This is a genomic window from Bradyrhizobium murdochi (genome assembly GCF_000472965.1).
In the GTDB taxonomy this organism is placed as follows: Bacteria; Pseudomonadota; Alphaproteobacteria; order Rhizobiales; family Xanthobacteraceae; genus Bradyrhizobium; species Bradyrhizobium murdochi.
On sequence record NZ_AXAU01000001.1, the window covers coordinates 766,410 to 783,215 of the forward strand.

Consider the following 16,806-nt stretch of genomic DNA (forward strand, 5'->3'; position numbering starts at 1 on the left):
CATGTCGCAGCCATTGGTGAGGAGAGCGCGCCCCGGCACCATAGACGATGCGCGCGAAACTCTGATCGCGTTCGGACGCGTTGCCTGGAACGAATATTCGACCACCTTGGTCGGGTTCATTCGGATGATGCTGACCGAGGGTGCACGCAATCCTGCACTCAAGAGGCGGGTGTACGTGGCGGGCCAGGCGATGGTCACACTTAAGCTGCGGGAGTTTCTTTCGGCGGCAAATGAAAGGGGAATCCTGTCCATATCGGACGCTCAGCTACACGCCGAGCAATTGACGGGAATGCTAAGGGAACCGCTCTATCAGGCACTCATGCTGAGCCCTGCAAGGAGCCAGGACGGAGCAGCCGCCGACCGCGTCAGAGCCACCATCGAAACCTTCATCCATGGATGCGCGAGCGCGAAGAGCACTACCAGATGACCGCAGCCAATGATATTGCCCAGTCGAGACGGTTTTGGCTGAGGAGAAATAGAGAGATTCCTTCAGGACTAAAGATCGTCGGCGATGTCCCACCGGACCTGGCGAACAGCATCGACGAGGACGGATCCCTCGTAACTGTCGATGCCGCCGACTGGATCGTCTGCTTCGTACCCGGCCTTCGACGGCAATGGTGGCATCGGTTCGTCCATCATAGGCATAAGCATGTCTTCGCCATGCGGCCCACGAGCACGGGCAGTTGGCTGCTCGTGGAGCCGTGGTGGACGCGTATGATGGTCACGATCCTGCCGCCCGCCGATGCCGTCAGATTTCTGCGGTGGGGGGCGACAGGCGATATCCTTCGCGTCCGCGAAGCGGTCCCCGGTAAAGCGAGCCAGATTCGCGGTTGGTCCAACTGCGCGGTTCTTTCGGCGTTCTTGCTGGGGCGATCGAGCTGGGCATGGACGCCGCACGGTCTCTACCGGCAATTACTCCGCGAAAAATCAACGCGTCGCGAGAACGTACAGCAACTTCTCGTCGACCAGTTCACCAAAGTCGTCAGCCATTACTCGTCCAATGCATTAAGTGTCAGTGCCGATCAGCTTTCTTTGCCACTAAGGGAATTGCTCATCATCATTGGACGCAATCTTCTCGAGACGATGATGACACCGTCGTTGCTGGAGGTTTGTTACACAGCCGTCCTCGAAGCGGACCGCTACCCAGACGCGACGCAGGCCTATGCGCAACATGGCCCTAAGCCGGCAATCGCGGTCCTGATAAAAATTCTCACGCAAGCGAAAGAGGCCGGCGAAGTCGATCTCGCGGATTGCGAAGCCGGCGCCCGCCAGTTTCTCGGAATGCTCCACGGAAACGTCCATCTGGAGGCCGTGCTTCAGCTCGGCGACATACCAACGCTTTCCGAAATCGATTTGCGCGCCCGCACCGCGGTGAAAGTCTTTCTCGACGGGGCCGAGCCTGACGAGACGTCAATCCTCGCACGAGGCGTGAGGATCATCGCGCAATGATCACCCGCTGTCACTGCAGCGAGCGGCCGATGCAATCCCTAGCCGCCACTGCGGTAGACCTGGATGTCGAGATCCCTGATCTTCTTCCGTAGCGTGTTGCGGTTGAGGCCGAGCAGGTCGGCCGCGCGAATCTGGTTGCCGCGCGTGGCCGCCAGCGCCGCGGTGAGCAGCGGTACCTCGATTTCCTTGAGGATGCGGTGGTAGAGGCCCGGCGGCGGCACGCCGTTCGGAAAGCCCGAGAAATGCGAGGACAGGTAGGCCTCGACCGCGCCCCCGAGGTTTTCGACGCCCATCGGGGCGTTGGCGCCCGAGGTGACGGCCGGCGGCGCCAGCTCACCATCGATCACCGAGGCCGTAATGACGTCCTGCGGATAAAGCGCGGCCAGCCGCCGCGCGAGGTTTTCGAGCTCGCGCACGTTGCCGGGCCAACGGTGCTGCTTGAGCCGTTCCAGCGCCAGCGTATCGAGCTTCTTCGGCGGCAAGCCGTCCTTTTCGGCGAGCGAAAAGAAATGCCTGATGAGATCGGGCAGATCCTCGATCCGCTCACGCAACGGCGGCAAGCGCAGAGGGACCACGTTCAGGCGGAAGAACAAGTCTTCCCGGAACAGGCCCTGCTGGATCAGGATGCGCAAATCCTTGTTGCTTGCCGCCACGATCCGTACGTCGGTCTTGATCGGGGTGCGCCCGCCGACGGTGGTGTATTCGCCCTGCTGCAGCACCCGCAGCAGTCGCGTCTGCGCCTCCATCGGCATGTCGCCGATTTCGTCAAGAAACAGCGTGCCGCCCTCGGCCTGTTCAAACCGGCCTGAGGCGCGGGTGTTGGCGCCGGTGAACGCGCCCCGCTCGTGGCCGAACAACTCCGATTCGATCAGATCGCGCGGGATCGCCGCCATGTTGACGGCGACAAACGGGCCGTTGCGGCGCTTGCCGTAGTCGTGCAGCGCGCGGGCAACCAGTTCCTTGCCGGTGCCGGACTCGCCGGAGATCATCACCGTGAGGTCGGTCTGCATCAGCCGCGCCAACACCCGGTAAATTTCCTGCATCGCCGGCGAGCGGCCGACCAGGGGGATCGAATCGAATTCACCCTCGTCCGCGGCACTCGTCACCCGCTCCTTCGGTTCGGCCAGTGCGCGGCCGACGATGGTGATGAGCTCCTTCAGGTCGAACGGCTTCGGCAGATATTCATAGGCGCCGCGTTCCGATGCCCGGATTGCCGTCATGAAGGTGTTTTGGGCACTCATGACGATGACAGGAAGGTTCGGCCGCATCTTCTTGATGCGGGGCAAGAGATCGAACGCGTTCTCGTCCGGCATCACCACGTCGGTGATGACGAGATCGCCCTCGCCCTGGCTCACCCAGCGCCACAGCGTGGCGGCGTTCCCGGTCAGGCGCACTTCATATCCGGCGCGCGAAAGAGCCTGGTTCAGAACCGTGCGGATGGCGGTGTCGTCATCGGCAACGAGTATGCTACCTGCGGGCATTGCTATTCCTCATCTTGCGTCCTGTGAGGCAGGCGGCAGCGTACCCGGAACGCCGTCGCGGTTGCTTTGGTCGAACTGTTTGGTGGGATTGAACATCGGCATCAGCACCCGGAACGTCGTCTTCCGCGGCTGGGATTCGCATTCGATGATGCCGCCGTGATCGCCCACGATTTTGGCAACCAGGGCGAGACCCAACCCGCTCCCGGTCTGCTTGGTCGTCACGAAGGGGTCGAACAGGTTCGGCAGCAGGTCCTCCGGCACGCCGGATCCATTGTCCTTGACGCAGAACTCCAACGGCAACGACACCCGCGATTTCTTGCCCGGCACCGACAGGCGGACGCCTGGACGAAAGGCGGTGGTGAGCTGGATTTCTGCATCGCTGCCGAGATCGGCGACCGCTTCGGCGGCGTTCTTCACGAGATTGAGGAAGACCTGAATGAGCTGGTCCTGATTGGCCAACACCGGCGGCAACGACGGGTCATATTCCTCGATGAAACGGATGTTGCGGGCGAAGCCGGACTGCGCCAGCCGTTTGACGTGGTCGAGCACGGAATGGATGTTGACTGCCCCCCGCGCCACCGGGCGGTCGTCGCCGAACACTTCCATGCGGTCGACCAGGGTGACGATGCGGTCGGCCTCATCGCAGATCAGCCGCGTCAGCATGCGGTCTTCGGACGAGGCCGCCTGCTCCAGCAATTGGGCCGCGCCGCGGATGCCTGACAGCGGGTTCTTGATCTCATGCGCCAGCATCGCGGCCAGCGCGATTACCGAGCGCGCAGCGCTCCGGTGCGTCAACTGACGGTCCATCTTGTCGGCGATGGTGCGCTCCTGCAGCATCACGACGATGTGGCCGGGCCGTTCGGTGAGCGGCGCCACATGCAGGTCGACCTGGCGATCGCCGCCGATGCGAGGCGTGCCGAGATCGACCTTGTATTCGTTCACCGGCGAGCTGCTCGATCGCACCTGGTCGATAAGCGCCAGCAGTGGACTGCCGAACGGCACCAATTCTTTCAGCGACTGCCGCCGCAGGAACTGCGTCGAAATCTCGAAGAAGGATTCGGCCGCGATGTTGGCGTCGACGATGCGGCCGTCGGGCGCCACCAGCAGTACCGGGTTAGGCAGCGCGTTGAGAATGGCCTCGCTTTCGGAGGGCACGGCGCGGCGATATTCTGCGGCTGAATTCATGCAGCAGCACTCCATGAGAAATCGTCGAACGCGTCCTGCAGCGAGCGGTGGACGCGGTGCGGATCCTCCGACGTCAGAATCTTTTGCCGCCAGCCCTTCAGCGTCTCCACCGGCGCGCGGCTGCACTGCGCCGCGACCTCCAGCGCCCAGCCGAGATGCTTGCGTGCATGCTTGAGCCCGATGCGCAGCCCGTAATGGCTGCAGATTTCGTCGTAGAGTGCGCGCACATGCGCGAGTTGTTCGGCCAGCGACGGCGCAGTCTCAGCCTGTCCGGTCTCAAGCCGACGGCCGATCTGGCCCGGCAGCCAGGGCTGACCCTGCGCACCGCGCCCGATCATCACGGCGTCCGCGCCCGACATTTCCAGTGCGCGGACCGCCTGCTCGAATGAGGTGATGTCGCCGTTGACGACGAGCGGCACGGAAACCGCGTGCCTGACCGCGCGCACAGCGGCCCAGTCAGCGACGCCCTTGTAAAACTGGCAGCGCGTGCGCCCGTGCACGGTGATCATCTGCACCCCGGCGGCTTCCGCGCGGCGCGCCAGCTCGGGTGCGTTGAGCGAGCGATCGTCCCAGCCGAGTCGCATCTTCAGCGTCACTGGCACCTTGACCGCCGCGATCGTGGCTTCGATCAGCTTGAGCGCATGATCGAGATCGCGCATCAGCGCCGAGCCGGATTGGCCGCCGGTGACATGACGCGCCGGACAGCCCATGTTGATGTCGATGATGTCGGCGCCGGCAGCCTCCGCAACCCTCGCCCCCTCCGCCATCCAGTGCGCCTCGCAGCCCGCGAGCTGAACGACATGCGGTCCGACACCGGCCGTCTCGCAGCGCAGAATCGACATCGGCCTGCCGTGCACGAGTTCGTCGCTGGCGGTCATCTCGGAAACGACCAGTCCGGCGCCCAGTGTGGCGGCAAGGCGTCGAAAGGGGGCATCGGTGACGCCCGACATCGGCGCCAGAAGGACCCGGTTAGCGACAGCAATCTCGCCTATTTTCAACGGCTTAGAGCGTAAACTTTCCGGGCCGGTCACGGCGTTCTCTTGGTTGGGGCGGCGGCGTCATTGCAACCGTCGACGTATATTGTGAGCACAAATCTTGTGCAGTCAAGCTTCTTGCCTACACTTTAGACAGATCTATCATTTGCGCAAGTGCACTGCAACAAAAACCGGTTTTCCCACAGCTTGTGGGAATCGCTCTGTTTTTCCCCATTCGGCGTGGTAAGGGCTGTGCGCCAGCACACCCGCCCTCTCTCACTGCCCCTGATTCGTTCGTATTTGAGTCCAGATGCCCAGACCTGAGCGTACCGCAGCCATTCTCGTCGCAGCCGGACGCGGGCTTCGCGCCGGCGCCGGGGGACCCAAGCAATATCGCGAGCTCGGTGGGCAGACGGTGATCTTCCGCGCCATGCAAGCGTTCAGCCGGCATCCAGACATCTTCGCCGTGCAACCGGTGGTGAATCCCGATGACGCCGCCATCTTCAACGAAGCCGTCGCAGGGCTGCGCCACAAGCCGCCCGCGAATGGCGGCGCGACACGTCAGGCCTCGGTGCATGCCGGACTCGAGGCGCTGGCCGCGGACAAGCCCGACATCGTCCTGATCCATGATGCCGCGCGTCCCTTTGTGACCTCGGCCGTGATTTCGCGCGCGATCGATGCCGCCGGTCGGACGGGCGCCGCCGTTCCGACAATTCCCGTCACCGATACGATCAAGCAGGTCGGTGATGCCGGTCACGTCGAGGCGACGCCGGAACGCGCATGGTTGCGAATCGCGCAAACGCCGCAGGCGTTTCGCTTCGATGTCATTCTCGATGCCCATCGCCGCGCCGCGCGCGACGGCCGCAGCGATTTCACCGACGATGCGGCGCTCGCGGAATGGGCGGGATTGACGGTGGCGACCTTTGAAGGCGATCCTGCAAACATGAAACTGACGACGCCTGAAGATTTCATTCGTGAAGAGGCCCGGCTCGCCGCCCAGCTCGGCGACATCAGGACCGGCACCGGCTACGACGTGCACGCCTTCGGCGACGGCGATCATCTGATGCTCTGCGGCGTACGGGTGCCGCACGTCAGAGGCTTTCTCGCCCATTCCGACGGCGACGTCGGCCTGCACGCCCTGGTCGATGCCATCCTCGGCGCGCTGGCCGACGGCGATATCGGCTCGCACTTTCCGCCGAGTGATCCGCAGTGGAAGGGTGCAGCGTCGGACAAATTCCTCAAATATGCCGTCGATCGCGTCACCGCGCGAGGCGGACGAATCGCCAATCTCGAAGTCACGATGATTTGCGAGCGCCCGAAGATCGGGCCGCTGCGCGATGTCATGCGCGCCCGCATCGCCGAGATCACCGGGCTCAACATCTCTCGTGTTGCGGTGAAGGCGACGACCAGCGAACGGCTCGGCTTTACCGGCCGCGAGGAAGGCATCGCCGCAACCGCGAGCGCCACTATCCGCTTGCCGTGGGATGATAAAGGTTGGAGCGAGTAAGATGAGCGGCAGCGACGCCCGCGCCCTCGCCCGCTCGCTGCTTGATTTGTGCCGGATGCGCAAGCTGACGATCGCCACCGCGGAGTCCTGCACGGGAGGTCTGGTGGCCGGCGCGCTCACCGACATTCCCGGCTCTTCTGATGTCATCGACCGCGGTTTCATTACTTACTCCAATGAAGCCAAGCGCGCGATGCTCGGCGTCAAAGCCTCGACGCTGACAACCTTCGGCGCAGTCAGCAAGGAAACCGCGACTGCGATGGCGGTCGGCGCGCTGGAAAAGGCCGGCGTCGATCTTGCGGTATCCATCACCGGCATCGCTGGTCCCGGCGGCGCCACGCCGGGCAAGCCGGTCGGCCTCGTGCATTTCGCGGTCGCGTCGCGCGACGGCAAGATCCTGCATCGCGAATTCCGCTTTGGCGCCATCGGCCGCACCACCGTGCGCCAGCGCTCGGTGGTGGAAGCGCTGCGCATGCTGATGGAGCTCGCCCGCGGACCGCAAGCTTCCGCCAAACCACGACGCGAAACGATGAGCCGGCTACGCCCACGGGTGGCACGTACGCCGCGGCGCAGCGCCGTTAAACGGCGCCGGCCGACGCGGCCATAAACCGGTATCAAACCGCCGCGGCCAAAGCCTTAGCGCGCGTTTCGCTCAGCGAGCTCACCGGCGTCAACGCCTCTGGGCTGATCGAAAGCTCGATGATGGCCGGAAGTCCGCTGCCGACAGCCTCGTCGAAGGCGCGCGCGAAATCCTCAGTACGCTCGACACATGCGCCGAAGCCGCCACAGGCGCGTGCCAGTGCGGCAAAGTCTGGGTTGGTCAGATCGGTGCCGGAGACACGGCCCGGATAGGTCCGCTCCTGGTGCATCCGGATGGTTCCGTACATGCCGTTGTTGCAGACGATCACAATCAGCGGCAGCCGGTTTTCGACCGCGGTCATGAACTCCAATCCGGTCATCTGGAAGCAGCCGTCACCGGCGAACGCGATCACGGTTCGCTCCGGATGCTGCAGCTTGGCGGCGACGGCTGCGGGCAACCCATAGCCCATCGATCCCGAGGTCGGCGCGAGTTCGGTACGAAATTGCCGATAACGCCAGAAACGGTGCACCCAGACGGCATAATTGCCGGCGCCGTTGCAGATGATGGTGTCAGGGGGCAAGCGATCGCTCAAACCGCGTACGACCTGCGAGAGCTGCACGTCGCCGGGCGAGCGGGTCGGCTCGGTAAAGGCGAGATAGTCGGCATGCGCCGCCTTGACATAGTCGGCGCGCGATCGATGCTTCGGCTCCAGCCGCTTGATGGCGGCTGCAAAGGCCGCGCTGCTCGCGACCACGCCGAGCGTCGGCGAATAGACGCGGCCGAGCTCTTCCGGGTCTGGATAGATGTGAACCAGCGGCTGCTTCGGTTTCGGAATATCGAACAGCGTGTAGCCGGATGTGGTGGCCTCCCCCAGCCTCGCGCCAAGCGCGATCACCAGATCGCTGGTTCGGATCCGCTCGGCGATTTTTGCGTCGAGACCGATGCCGACATGGCCGCCATAGGCCGGATGCAGATTGTCGAAATAGTCCTGGCATCGGAACGAGACGCCGACTGGAACCTCGTGCGTGGCGGCAAATGTTTCGAGATCGCGGCGGGCCTGATCGCTCCATCCGCCGCCGCCGACGATCAGGAACGGCCGCTTCGCCTCCGACAGCAGCGCATGGAATTGCCGCAAGACGCCGTCATCGGGCGCGACCGGAATCGGATTGTAGGGCGGCGCATCCGCCACCTCGGCAGTGTCGGTGAGCATGTCCTCGGGCAGCGCCAGCACGACCGGGCCGGGACGGCCCGAGGTCGCGGTGAAGAAGGCGCGCGAAATGAACTCTGGAATCCGCCGCGCATCGTCGATCTGGGCGACCCATTTCGCCATCGGCCCGAACATCTGGCGATAATCGATTTCCTGGAACGCCTCGCGTTCCATCATGTCGCGTCCGACCTGGCCAAGCAGCAGGATCAGCGGCGTCGAGTCCTGGAACGCGACATGGACGCCGGAGGACGCATTGGTGGCGCCGGGGCCGCGGGTGGCGAACACGATGCCGGGCCGTCCCATCAGCTTGCCATAGGCCTCCGCCATCATGGCGGCGCCGCCCTCGTGCCGCGCGTTGATGAACCGCACGCGTTGGCTCTGGTACATGCCGTCGAGGGCAGCCAGGAAGCTTTCGCCGGGCACCCCGAACACGGTATCGGCGCCGTGCAAGGCCAGTTGCTCGATGAGAATATGGCCACCGGTTCGAAGATTTGCTTCCATCGCCCTGTCCTTCCGTGTCGGAGATTACGGATTTGGGACCGGCTTAAAGACTGGCATCGGCACCAGCAACCGGTTTCCTGCGAAATCAGATATGCCGCTGGGGCATTTTCCCTATTGTTGGTCTTTCGGCCGCACCCGCGCCTCTACGCCAGTCACGGCCTCGTAAGCCTTGATGACGGCGGTGCAGGACTCACCGTCGTGCCCGAGCAGCGCCGCCTGCCGGTAGGTCTGGTGCACGGCCTCAGCCATGAACCCAGGCAGACCCGCCTCCTCCAGCCAGCGCGCATAATAGCGGACATCCTTGCGGGCGTTCGCCAGCGACATCAGCGGCGTGAAGTCGCCATCAAGCGTGGCCTGGCCGTAAAGATCGAGCATGCCGCTCTTGCCGCCGGCCGCCGAGATGATGCGGATGAGTTGCGACAGGTCGAGCCCGTCCTTGGCCGCGAGCGCAAACCCCTCGCACCACGCCGCCACGTTGGCGAAGGCGATGTAGTTGTGAATGAGCTTGAGGCGGATCGCATGCCCCAAGGGACCGATGTGGAAGATGTTTTCGGCATAGAGCTCAAAATAGGGCCTGAGGTCGTCGAGCAGGTCGCGCTCGCCGCCGAACAGCACGTTGACCTTGCCGATGTCGGCGTGTTTTGGAGTCCGCGTCATCGGTGCTTCGGCATACCGGCCGCCCGCCGCACGCACCATGCGGTCGAGTTTTGCGACCATTTGCGGGCTGCCTGTGGTGTGATCCACGATGATGAATCCCGGTGCCGGACCGGCGAGCAGCCCATCGCTGCAAGTCAACAACGCTTCGACATCCTCGGCCTCGTTGACGCAAATCATCACGATGCGGCAATTGTCGCGAATTTCCTGAAGACCGCTGGCAGCGGTCGCGCCGAACGATTTGGCGACGGCCACGGCCGCCGGGTTGAGGTCATAGGCGGTGACCGCCACGCCCTTGGCAACGAGATTCTTGACCAAGCCTCGTCCCATTCCACCGAGGCCGATAAAGCCAACGCGTTCGAGTGTCGTCATTTCAACCGTTCCGTTGTTGTTTCTGGAATCTTTCCGAGAGCCTGCGGCCTAGCTTCGGGTCCTGGTGGCGGGCTTGCCGTAAATCACGTCCGCCCGCTTTTCGAACGCGGCGGCAAAACGCTGGAAGGCCGTATCGAACATCGTCCCCATCAGCATCGCCAGCATCCGGCTCTTGAATTCATAGGACAGGAAGAACCCGACGTCGCAGTCGGTTTCGGATTTCGGTTCGAACGTCCAGCGGTTTTCCAGATTGCTGAAAGGACCCTTCAAATATTCGACCATGATTTTCAGGTTCGGCCGATCCAGCGTCACCCGGCTGGTGAAGGACTCTCGTACCAGCTTGAACGATACCGTCATGTCGGCAACGACGACTTCAGTGCCGTCAGCCTTCTGCGTGCGCTGCCGGATCCTCAGCGATTGGCACAGCGGCACGAACTCCGGATAGCGCTCGACATCGGCGACCAGATCGAACATGTGCGACGCGGTATGATGAACCCGGCGCTTGCTGGAAAAGCGAGGCATCAGTGAATACTCGCGCGGCTTTGCTTCACCGTGATTTCCTTCAGGTAGTCGTCCGCCTGCATCCGATCGGTAAAGCAGACGAACGATTGATCGGCGCGCAGGCCTTGAAAATACTCCAAAAGTTTCGGCCGCTGTTGCCGGCGATAGGTCCAGACGTATCGCAAGAATTCGAAGTCGATTCTCTCGGGACAGCCCTCGGCCATTTCCGGGCGAACACGGCCGTAGCTGCTGGCTACTCGCTTCATGATGCCGAACATGCAAGTCCTGCGCGGCAAGTCGAACCAGATGACGGTGTCGCTCACCTCGCGGCGTAATTCGCCGGCGCCGTACCTGGTGTAATTGCCATCGATAACCCATCTCGGCCGACGCACAACCTCGGCCACACGCTGCCCGAACTCGGCATTGTCGGAAGTGGCCCAGCCGGGCCTCCAGTACAACGCATCCAGCGAAATGAAGGGAATGCCTGTTATATCCGACAGCCGCCTGGCAAATGTCGATTTGCCGGACCCCGACGACCCCATAACAAGAACGCGTTGCATTGGTTCAATCCAAGGCTAGCGGGCCCGTGCGACGCGAGCCGCTTGGAGCTTGGCAAAATCCTCACCCGCATGATGCGACGAGCGGGTCAGCGGACTGGCCGACACCATCAGAAAACCCTTGGTATAGGCGACCTTCTCGTAGCCTGCGAATTCGTCAGGGGTCACGTAGCGCATCACGGCGTGATGCTTGCGGGTCGGCTGCAGATATTGCCCGATAGTCAGGAAATCGACGTCCGCGGAGCGCAGATCGTCCATCACCTGCAGCACCTCGTGGCGCTCCTCGCCGAGGCCAACCATGATGCCTGATTTGGTGAAGATCGTGGAATCGATTTCCTTGACCCGCTGCAGGAGCCGGATCGAATGGAAGTAGCGCGCGCCCGGGCGCACCGTGAGGTAACGCGCCGGCACGGTTTCCAGATTGTGGTTGAATACATCAGGCTTGGCTGCCGCGACCACCTCCAGCGCGCCTTCCTTGCGCAGGAAGTCGGGGGTGAGGATTTCGATGGTCGTGGTCGGGCAGCGCGCGCGAATGGCGCGAATCGTCTGCGCGAAGTGCTCGGCGCCGCCATCGGCGAGGTCATCGCGATCGACCGAGGTCACCACGACATGTGTCAGCCCAAGCTTGAAGGTCGCCTCCGCGACATGTTCCGGCTCATTGGCCTCGAGCGCGCCGGGCATGCCGGTCTTGACGTTGCAGAACGCGCAGGCCCGGGTGCAGGTGTCCCCCATGATCATGAAGGTGGCGTGCTTCTTGTCCCAGCACTCGCCGATATTCGGGCAGCCCGCCTCCTCGCACACCGTGACGAGGCCGTTCTCCTTGACGATCTTGCGCGTGTCGGCATAGCCGCGGGTGTTCGGCGCGCGCACCCGGATCCAGTCCGGCTTCGGCGGCGACAGCGCATCCGGCCGGTTCACCTTTTCGGGGTGACGCGGGCGAACCTGGTTCAGGGAGACGGTATCGACGAGAACGACCATGTTAAGTCCGGATGTTACGAGAATACCTAGCTAATCCGTGTCGCCGACCGCTGCAACTATGTTGCGGAAAACCACAAGCTAGCTCGCGAAACCTAGCAGATCGTGCAAGATAATGACGAATTTCACCTGTTCCGCGAACGATTCTCACCTGAAAATGGTTCAAAACTCCAAGCCTGCCGGCGCCGCAGCCCTCCGGCTCGGCAAGCCGCTGAAACGCTCGTTTTTCGACCGCAGCGTGCATGAGGTCGCGCCCGACCTGATCGGCGCGACGCTCCTGGTCGACGGCGTCGGCGGCACCATCGTCGAGGTCGAGGCCTATCACCATCTGGACCCGGCCGCGCATTCGTTCCGCGGGCCGACGCCGCGCAACCGGGTGATGTTCGGCCCGGCCGGTTTCGCTTACGTCTACCGCTCCTACGGCATCCACTGGTGTGTGAACTTCGTCTGCGAAGAGGAAGGCTCCGCCAGCGCCGTGCTGATCCGTGCGCTGGAGCCGACCCATGGCCTCCCCGCCATGCGCCGCCGCCGCGGCCTGCAGGAGGCGCGCGCGCTGTGCTCCGGCCCGGGCAAGCTGTGCGAGGCGCTTGGGATTACGATCAAGCACAACGAACTGCCGCTCGACGTGCCGCCATTTGTGTTGCATGCCCGCGTGGGCAGACTCGACATTGCCGCAGGCGTGCGGATCGGCATCACCAAAGCGGCCGATCTGCCATGGCGCTACGGAATGAAGGGATCGAGATTTTTGAGCAAGCCGTTTTGACCAAACTGCTTCCTCATCGTCGTCCCTGCGAACGCAGGGACCCATAACCACTGTTCTTCGTTGTGAACGGGAATGGGGCTCCAGCGTCCACGACAATGGACATTCGTGGTTATGGGTCCCGGATCGCGCTTCGCTTGTCCGGGACGACGTCGGTGTTTGTCGCACGATTTCCACTTCAGAGGCCGAGCGTTCGCGTTCTCGCGGCGCGATGCGCCCGAGGCTGTACTGTTGGTCTCGCGCCATAGAAAAGAGAGGGCGCAGGGAATGCCGGGTGCTTTGCTGCACCCGCGGTCTCGTGTGCAAATGCACTTAAGAAATGCGCACACGAGCATACAGGTACAGCCGGAGCATCCCGGCATTCCCTGCGCGATGGGTTGACGGCTTATGCCGTGCTCTCCCTGGAGACGAATTCCTTTTGCCTCCATCACTGACAGATTAGCGGTTCATCGAACCCGGTCGGATTTCGAAGAACCTCCGCCAGCTTGACGCCAGCCACGGGCGCCAGGACCACACGGTTTTGCCGTACGCAGCTTCCTCTGCCAGAGACTTCAACCAGCCAAGTGCTTGCCGGCTGAAATTCTGGCGGAGGCGTTTAAGCGCCGTACGTCCTGCGCGCTGTGGTCGCTCACGGCAAAACCGCCCTGCGATCACGTTCACGCACCCGACGCTGCCGCGTCCACCGCAACCCGCCCCAACGTCAGTGACGATGGCCAACGCCCCTCTCTCGGGACGGGATGGCCAGAGTTTTACCGGTGATTTGGGTCTGGTGCGAAGCGGAATATTTTTGATTCCAGGGCTTGACGTGATTTCTGAAAATCAGAAGTGATTTGCCCCATCGACGATCTGCCGGACCTTCAACGAAAGGTGCTTCCCGCAAATCAGCCATTGGCCCGCATTAGCGCAGCGATATGCGGCACAGACAAAACGCCGAATTACGGTCCAGTGCAGTCCAGCACTGTCACCCGTAATTCGACGTCACTGACACCAGGCGGATGCGGCCACTCAGGCCGAAGCTACACCGTCAGCACATCTTCAATCCGGATCGGTAAGCTGCGCACGCGCTTGCCGGTTGCGTGAAAGACGGCGTTGGCGATGGCGGGGGCCATGCCGACGAGCGCGATCTCGCCGAGGCCTTTGACGCCGAGGGCATTAACGTGTGGATCGATCTCCTCGACGAAGTGCGCTTCAAGCTGGGGAATGTCGAGATTCACGGGCAGCAGGTAATCGGCCATATGGGCGTTGACCGGGCGGCCGTCGCGCGGATCGAGGACAGTGCGTTCCATCAGCGCCATGCCCATCCCGCCGATCATGCCGCCAATGCATTGGCTCCTCGCAAGTCGCGGATTGACGACGCGGCCGATACCATAGGTGCCCACGGCGCGGCGCAGCCGGATCGTGCCGACATCGGGATCGACGGCCACCTCCGCAAATACGGCTCCAAAGGAGTGCATCGAAAATCGGGCCGCGACATCGGGATCGCGCTGCGCCGAAGCCGTAGCCTCGATGGGTCGGCCGTCCCGCGGGCGCTTTGCGGCTTCCTCTTGCACGGCCATGCAGGCGGCTCGGATCGCAGAGCCGACCGAGGCCATCGTCCATGAGCCGCCATGGGACGGAGCCGGCGGATAGTCAGAGCGGCCAAGGCTGAAACGCACCCGTTCAATCGGCAGCCCCAGCGTCTCGGCGGCAACCTGCGTCATGGAGGTGTAGGTGCCGGGACCCATGTCGCTTGCCGCGACTTCAATTTCGGCGGTGCCGTCCGCAAGCAGCCGCGCCCGCGCATTCGCCGGCGCATGGAAGGCCGGATAGCTCGCCGATGCCACGCCCATGCCGACCAGCAGCCGGCCATCGCGCATCGAACGCGGTTCGGGTAGCCGCCGCGACCAGCCGAAGCGTTCGGCGGCGAGGTCATGGCATTTCATCAGCGACCGACTGGAGAACGGCTTGTTCTCGCCCTCATCGATCGCCGGCTCGTTGCGACGCCGCAGATCGATCGGATCGATTCCGAGCTTGTATGACAGTTCATCCACGGCACATTCGAGCGCAAAGACACCACTTGCCTCGCCGGGGCCGCGCATATGGTTCGGGGTGCCGATATCGAGTGGCAGCAGCCGGTAGCGGGTCCGCACGTTCGGCGTGGAATACAGGAAGCCCGTGACCGAAGTCAGGGCCTCCATGAATTCTTCGTAACGGCTCGTCTCGCCGGTGCCTTCGTGCACAATGCTGGTGAGCTTGCCGTCCGCCGTGGCCCCGAGAGCCATCCGCTGCAGGGTGCGGGGCCGATGGCCCGTCATGAAGAACATCTGCTTGCGCGTGAGTACGAGCTTGACGGGACGTCCCACTTGTCGCGCCGCCACGGCCGCAAGCGTCACATGCGGCCACGTCCTGAGCGACGTGCCGAAGGCGCCGCCGATAAACGGACAGATCACCTGTATGTTCTCGGGCGGCAGGCCGAACACGGCCGCGATCTCGGCCTGTTCGTTGACGACGAACTGGCTTTTGCTCCAGAGCGTCAGCCGATTGGCATTCCAGGCTGCGACGGTGGCGTGCGGCTCCATTGGATTGTGGTTCTCGCGCGCGATTTCATAGATCTCGTCGACCTTCGCCGGCGCGACCGCGAGAGCGCTGTCGGCATTGCCGCGCGCGGTGTCGGCCGGCAGCCTCGCGTCCGGCTGCTTCCCGGCTTCCGGGACGACAGGCCGGGCTTTTGGGTCGGCGGGATCAACGAGCGGCCGCTCGGCCGCGTAGGAGATGCGCAGCGCCGCAGCCGCGCGCTCCGCCTGGTCGAGCGTATCGGCAACGACGATCGCTACCGGTTGCCCGTAGAAGCGCACCTGGTCGTCCTGCAGCACATGCAGCCGCTCGCCTGTCGCCGGATCGATATAGCTCTTGTGGGGCGCGTATGGCAGGCGCGGCGCATTGCGATGCGTAATGACGGCAGCGACGCCCGGCATCTTCTCAACCGGCGCGGTCTCGATACCGGTCACGCGGCCGAGCCCCACCGTGGCACCGACGATCACCGCATAGGCCTGGCCGCCCTGGTTGAAATCGGCCGCATAGCGCGCCGCGCCCGTGACCTTGGCACGACCATCCACGCGCGGCAGCGGGCTTCCAATCACGTTCGTCGTCATGCGGCTTCTCCCGTCATTTCAAGAGCGCGGACGATCGTCCGGGGCAGGAGTTCGAGCTTGTCATGATTGCCCGACAGCGGACGCGCTCCTTCGAGTGCCAGCCGGGCGGCCGTTTCGAAGATTTTGCGATCCGGTGCCCTGCCAATCAGCGCTTTCTCCACCGTGCGCAGGCGCCATGGCCGAGTGCCCACGCCGCCGACAGCGAGCCGCGCCTGACGGATCATGCCGTCCTCGATATCAAGTGCGGCGGCGGCGGATACGAGCGCGAACTCGTAAGAAGCGCGGTCGCGCACCTTGAGATAGCGCGCCCGCCGGCTGAACGGACCGCCGGGGACCCGCACCGCGAGGATGAGTTCGCCAGGCAGCAGCGTGTGTTCGAGATGCGGCGTGTCGCCCGGCAAGCGAAACAGTTCCTCGACTGGAAAGCTGCGCTCGCCCCGCGGCCCCCTCACCTGCATCGTGGCATCGAGGGCGACCAGCGCGACGGCAACGTCCGAAGGATGCGTTGCCGCGCAATGATTGCTGGTGCCGAGAATGGCGTGGCCCGCATTGAGGCCATCGATGGCGGCACAGCCGGAGTTCGGGGTGCGCTTGTTGCAGGGCGCGTCGTGCATCCGGAAATAGGGGCAGCGCACGCGCTGGAGCAGGTTGCCGCCGATGGAAGCCATGTTGCGCAATTGCGGCGAGGCGCCCTCGATCAGGCTTTCGGCGACGAGCGGGTGCAGGCGCTGCACGCCCGCGTGGGCGGCAACATCGGCCATACGGGCGAGCGCGCCGATCACAAGATCGGAACCCTCGATGCGGATTTCGGAGAGCGGGAGCGTATTGATGTCGACGAGATGTTCCGGCCGCTCCACCTCCTCCCGCATGAGGTCGATCAACGTTGTGCCGCCGGCGATGAAACGTCGTCCGGACGATGCGGCGGCGATGGCGGCCTGGACGGAGGTAACCTTCTCGAGCGTGAATGGAAGCATG

Annotated in this window: 15 protein-coding genes; 5 read left to right on the forward strand and 10 right to left on the reverse strand. The window is 63.6% G+C overall.

What is annotated here, in order from left to right; genetic code table 11:
- Position 1: 1 nt before the first annotated feature.
- Positions 2-427, forward strand: a complete 426-nt coding sequence (locus YUO_RS47560) for a TetR/AcrR family transcriptional regulator C-terminal domain-containing protein (RefSeq protein WP_283806401.1) — start codon at positions 2-4, stop codon at positions 425-427.
- Positions 424-1,449 (forward strand): TetR/AcrR family transcriptional regulator C-terminal domain-containing protein, encoded by a 1,026-nt coding sequence (locus tag YUO_RS0103925; RefSeq protein WP_083754502.1) that lies wholly within the window; start codon positions 424-426, stop codon positions 1,447-1,449. The genes YUO_RS47560 and YUO_RS0103925 overlap by 4 nt, the downstream gene beginning before the upstream one ends.
- Before the next feature lie 38 nt (positions 1,450-1,487).
- Here YUO_RS0103925 and ntrC read toward each other — a convergent pair whose 3' ends face one another.
- The 3 genes from ntrC to dusB are packed head-to-tail and all read right to left on the reverse strand — an operon-like array spanning position 1,488 to position 5,113.
- A complete protein-coding gene (gene ntrC, locus YUO_RS0103930; RefSeq protein ID WP_028346115.1) occupies positions 1,488-2,930 on the reverse strand; it encodes a nitrogen regulation protein NR(I) in 1,443 nt (480 codons plus the stop codon).
- A gap of 9 nt (positions 2,931-2,939) precedes the next feature.
- Positions 2,940-4,115 (reverse strand): two-component system sensor histidine kinase NtrB, encoded by a 1,176-nt coding sequence (locus tag YUO_RS0103935; protein ID WP_028346116.1) that lies wholly within the window; start codon positions 4,113-4,115, stop codon positions 2,940-2,942.
- Positions 4,112-5,113, reverse strand: a complete 1,002-nt coding sequence (dusB, locus tag YUO_RS0103940; RefSeq protein WP_028346117.1) for a tRNA dihydrouridine synthase DusB — start codon at positions 5,111-5,113, stop codon at positions 4,112-4,114. Before dusB ends, YUO_RS0103935 begins: the two co-directional genes overlap by 4 nt.
- 286 nt (positions 5,114-5,399) lie before the next feature.
- Between dusB and YUO_RS0103945 the strand changes: the two genes are divergently transcribed.
- Positions 5,400-6,596 carry a bifunctional 2-C-methyl-D-erythritol 4-phosphate cytidylyltransferase/2-C-methyl-D-erythritol 2,4-cyclodiphosphate synthase gene (locus YUO_RS0103945; protein WP_028346118.1) on the forward strand — a complete coding sequence of 399 codons (1,197 nt, stop codon included), beginning with the start codon at positions 5,400-5,402 and terminating at the stop codon, positions 6,594-6,596.
- Position 6,597: 1 nt separating this feature from the next.
- Positions 6,598-7,200 carry a CinA family protein gene (locus tag YUO_RS0103950; protein WP_028346119.1) on the forward strand — a complete coding sequence of 201 codons (603 nt, stop codon included), beginning with the start codon at positions 6,598-6,600 and terminating at the stop codon, positions 7,198-7,200.
- Between the two features lie 7 nt (positions 7,201-7,207).
- Here YUO_RS0103950 and YUO_RS0103955 read toward each other — a convergent pair whose 3' ends face one another.
- From YUO_RS0103955 to lipA, 5 genes are all read right to left on the reverse strand, one after another.
- Positions 7,208-8,881, reverse strand: a complete 1,674-nt coding sequence (locus tag YUO_RS0103955) for a thiamine pyrophosphate-binding protein (protein ID WP_028346120.1) — start codon at positions 8,879-8,881, stop codon at positions 7,208-7,210.
- A 111-nt stretch (positions 8,882-8,992) separates the two neighbouring features.
- Positions 8,993-9,907 carry an NAD(P)-dependent oxidoreductase gene (locus tag YUO_RS0103960; RefSeq protein WP_028346121.1) on the reverse strand — a complete coding sequence of 305 codons (915 nt, stop codon included), beginning with the start codon at positions 9,905-9,907 and terminating at the stop codon, positions 8,993-8,995.
- 48 nt (positions 9,908-9,955) lie between these two features.
- Positions 9,956-10,429: a type II toxin-antitoxin system RatA family toxin gene (locus YUO_RS0103965; RefSeq protein ID WP_028346122.1), complete on the reverse strand. Its 474-nt coding sequence runs from the start codon at positions 10,427-10,429 to the stop codon at positions 9,956-9,958.
- The gene (locus tag YUO_RS0103970; protein WP_028346123.1) at positions 10,429-10,968 is read right to left on the reverse strand and encodes a P-loop NTPase family protein; all 540 of its coding nucleotides are present in this window, start codon (positions 10,966-10,968) and stop codon (positions 10,429-10,431) included. The genes YUO_RS0103965 and YUO_RS0103970 overlap by 1 nt, the downstream gene beginning before the upstream one ends.
- Before the next feature lie 15 nt (positions 10,969-10,983).
- Complete coding sequence (gene lipA / locus YUO_RS0103975; protein ID WP_028346124.1) at positions 10,984-11,943, reverse strand: lipoyl synthase; 960 nt, start codon at positions 11,941-11,943, stop codon at positions 10,984-10,986.
- Between the two features lie 154 nt (positions 11,944-12,097).
- Between lipA and YUO_RS0103980 the strand changes: the two genes are divergently transcribed.
- Positions 12,098-12,703, forward strand: coding sequence for a DNA-3-methyladenine glycosylase (locus tag YUO_RS0103980; RefSeq protein ID WP_028346125.1), 606 nt, complete (start codon positions 12,098-12,100; stop codon positions 12,701-12,703).
- Positions 12,704-13,716: 1,013 nt separating this feature from the next.
- Here YUO_RS0103980 and YUO_RS0103985 read toward each other — a convergent pair.
- Positions 13,717-15,831, reverse strand: a complete 2,115-nt coding sequence (locus YUO_RS0103985; RefSeq protein ID WP_028346126.1) for a xanthine dehydrogenase family protein molybdopterin-binding subunit — start codon at positions 15,829-15,831, stop codon at positions 13,717-13,719.
- Entirely contained in the window at positions 15,828-16,805 is a 978-nt protein-coding gene (locus YUO_RS0103990) for an FAD binding domain-containing protein (protein ID WP_028346127.1), read from the reverse strand. The genes YUO_RS0103985 and YUO_RS0103990 overlap by 4 nt, the downstream gene beginning before the upstream one ends.
- Between the last annotated feature and the right edge of the window lies 1 nt (position 16,806).

Excerpts from the sequence above, each read along its gene's own strand:
- YUO_RS47560 (WP_283806401.1), top strand. The coding sequence starts at position 2 with ATGTCGCAGCCATTGGTGAGGAGAGCGCGCCCCGGCACCATAGACGAT.
- YUO_RS0103925 (WP_083754502.1), top strand. The coding sequence starts at position 424 with ATGACCGCAGCCAATGATATTGCCCAGTCGAGACGGTTTTGGCTGAGG.
- ntrC (WP_028346115.1), bottom strand. The coding sequence starts at position 2,930 with ATGCCCGCAGGTAGCATACTCGTTGCCGATGACGACACCGCCATCCGC.
- YUO_RS0103935 (WP_028346116.1), bottom strand. The coding sequence starts at position 4,115 with ATGAATTCAGCCGCAGAATATCGCCGCGCCGTGCCCTCCGAAAGCGAG.
- YUO_RS0103945 (WP_028346118.1), top strand. The coding sequence starts at position 5,400 with ATGCCCAGACCTGAGCGTACCGCAGCCATTCTCGTCGCAGCCGGACGC.
- YUO_RS0103950 (WP_028346119.1), top strand. The coding sequence starts at position 6,598 with ATGAGCGGCAGCGACGCCCGCGCCCTCGCCCGCTCGCTGCTTGATTTG.
- YUO_RS0103955 (WP_028346120.1), bottom strand. The coding sequence starts at position 8,881 with ATGGAAGCAAATCTTCGAACCGGTGGCCATATTCTCATCGAGCAACTG.
- YUO_RS0103960 (WP_028346121.1), bottom strand. The coding sequence starts at position 9,907 with ATGACGACACTCGAACGCGTTGGCTTTATCGGCCTCGGTGGAATGGGA.
- YUO_RS0103965 (WP_028346122.1), bottom strand. The coding sequence starts at position 10,429 with ATGCCTCGCTTTTCCAGCAAGCGCCGGGTTCATCATACCGCGTCGCAC.
- YUO_RS0103970 (WP_028346123.1), bottom strand. The coding sequence starts at position 10,968 with ATGCAACGCGTTCTTGTTATGGGGTCGTCGGGGTCCGGCAAATCGACA.
- lipA (WP_028346124.1), bottom strand. The coding sequence starts at position 11,943 with ATGGTCGTTCTCGTCGATACCGTCTCCCTGAACCAGGTTCGCCCGCGT.
- YUO_RS0103980 (WP_028346125.1), top strand. The coding sequence starts at position 12,098 with ATGGTTCAAAACTCCAAGCCTGCCGGCGCCGCAGCCCTCCGGCTCGGC.
- YUO_RS0103985 (WP_028346126.1), bottom strand. The coding sequence starts at position 15,831 with ATGACGACGAACGTGATTGGAAGCCCGCTGCCGCGCGTGGATGGTCGT.
- YUO_RS0103990 (WP_028346127.1), bottom strand. The coding sequence starts at position 16,805 with ATGCTTCCATTCACGCTCGAGAAGGTTACCTCCGTCCAGGCCGCCATC.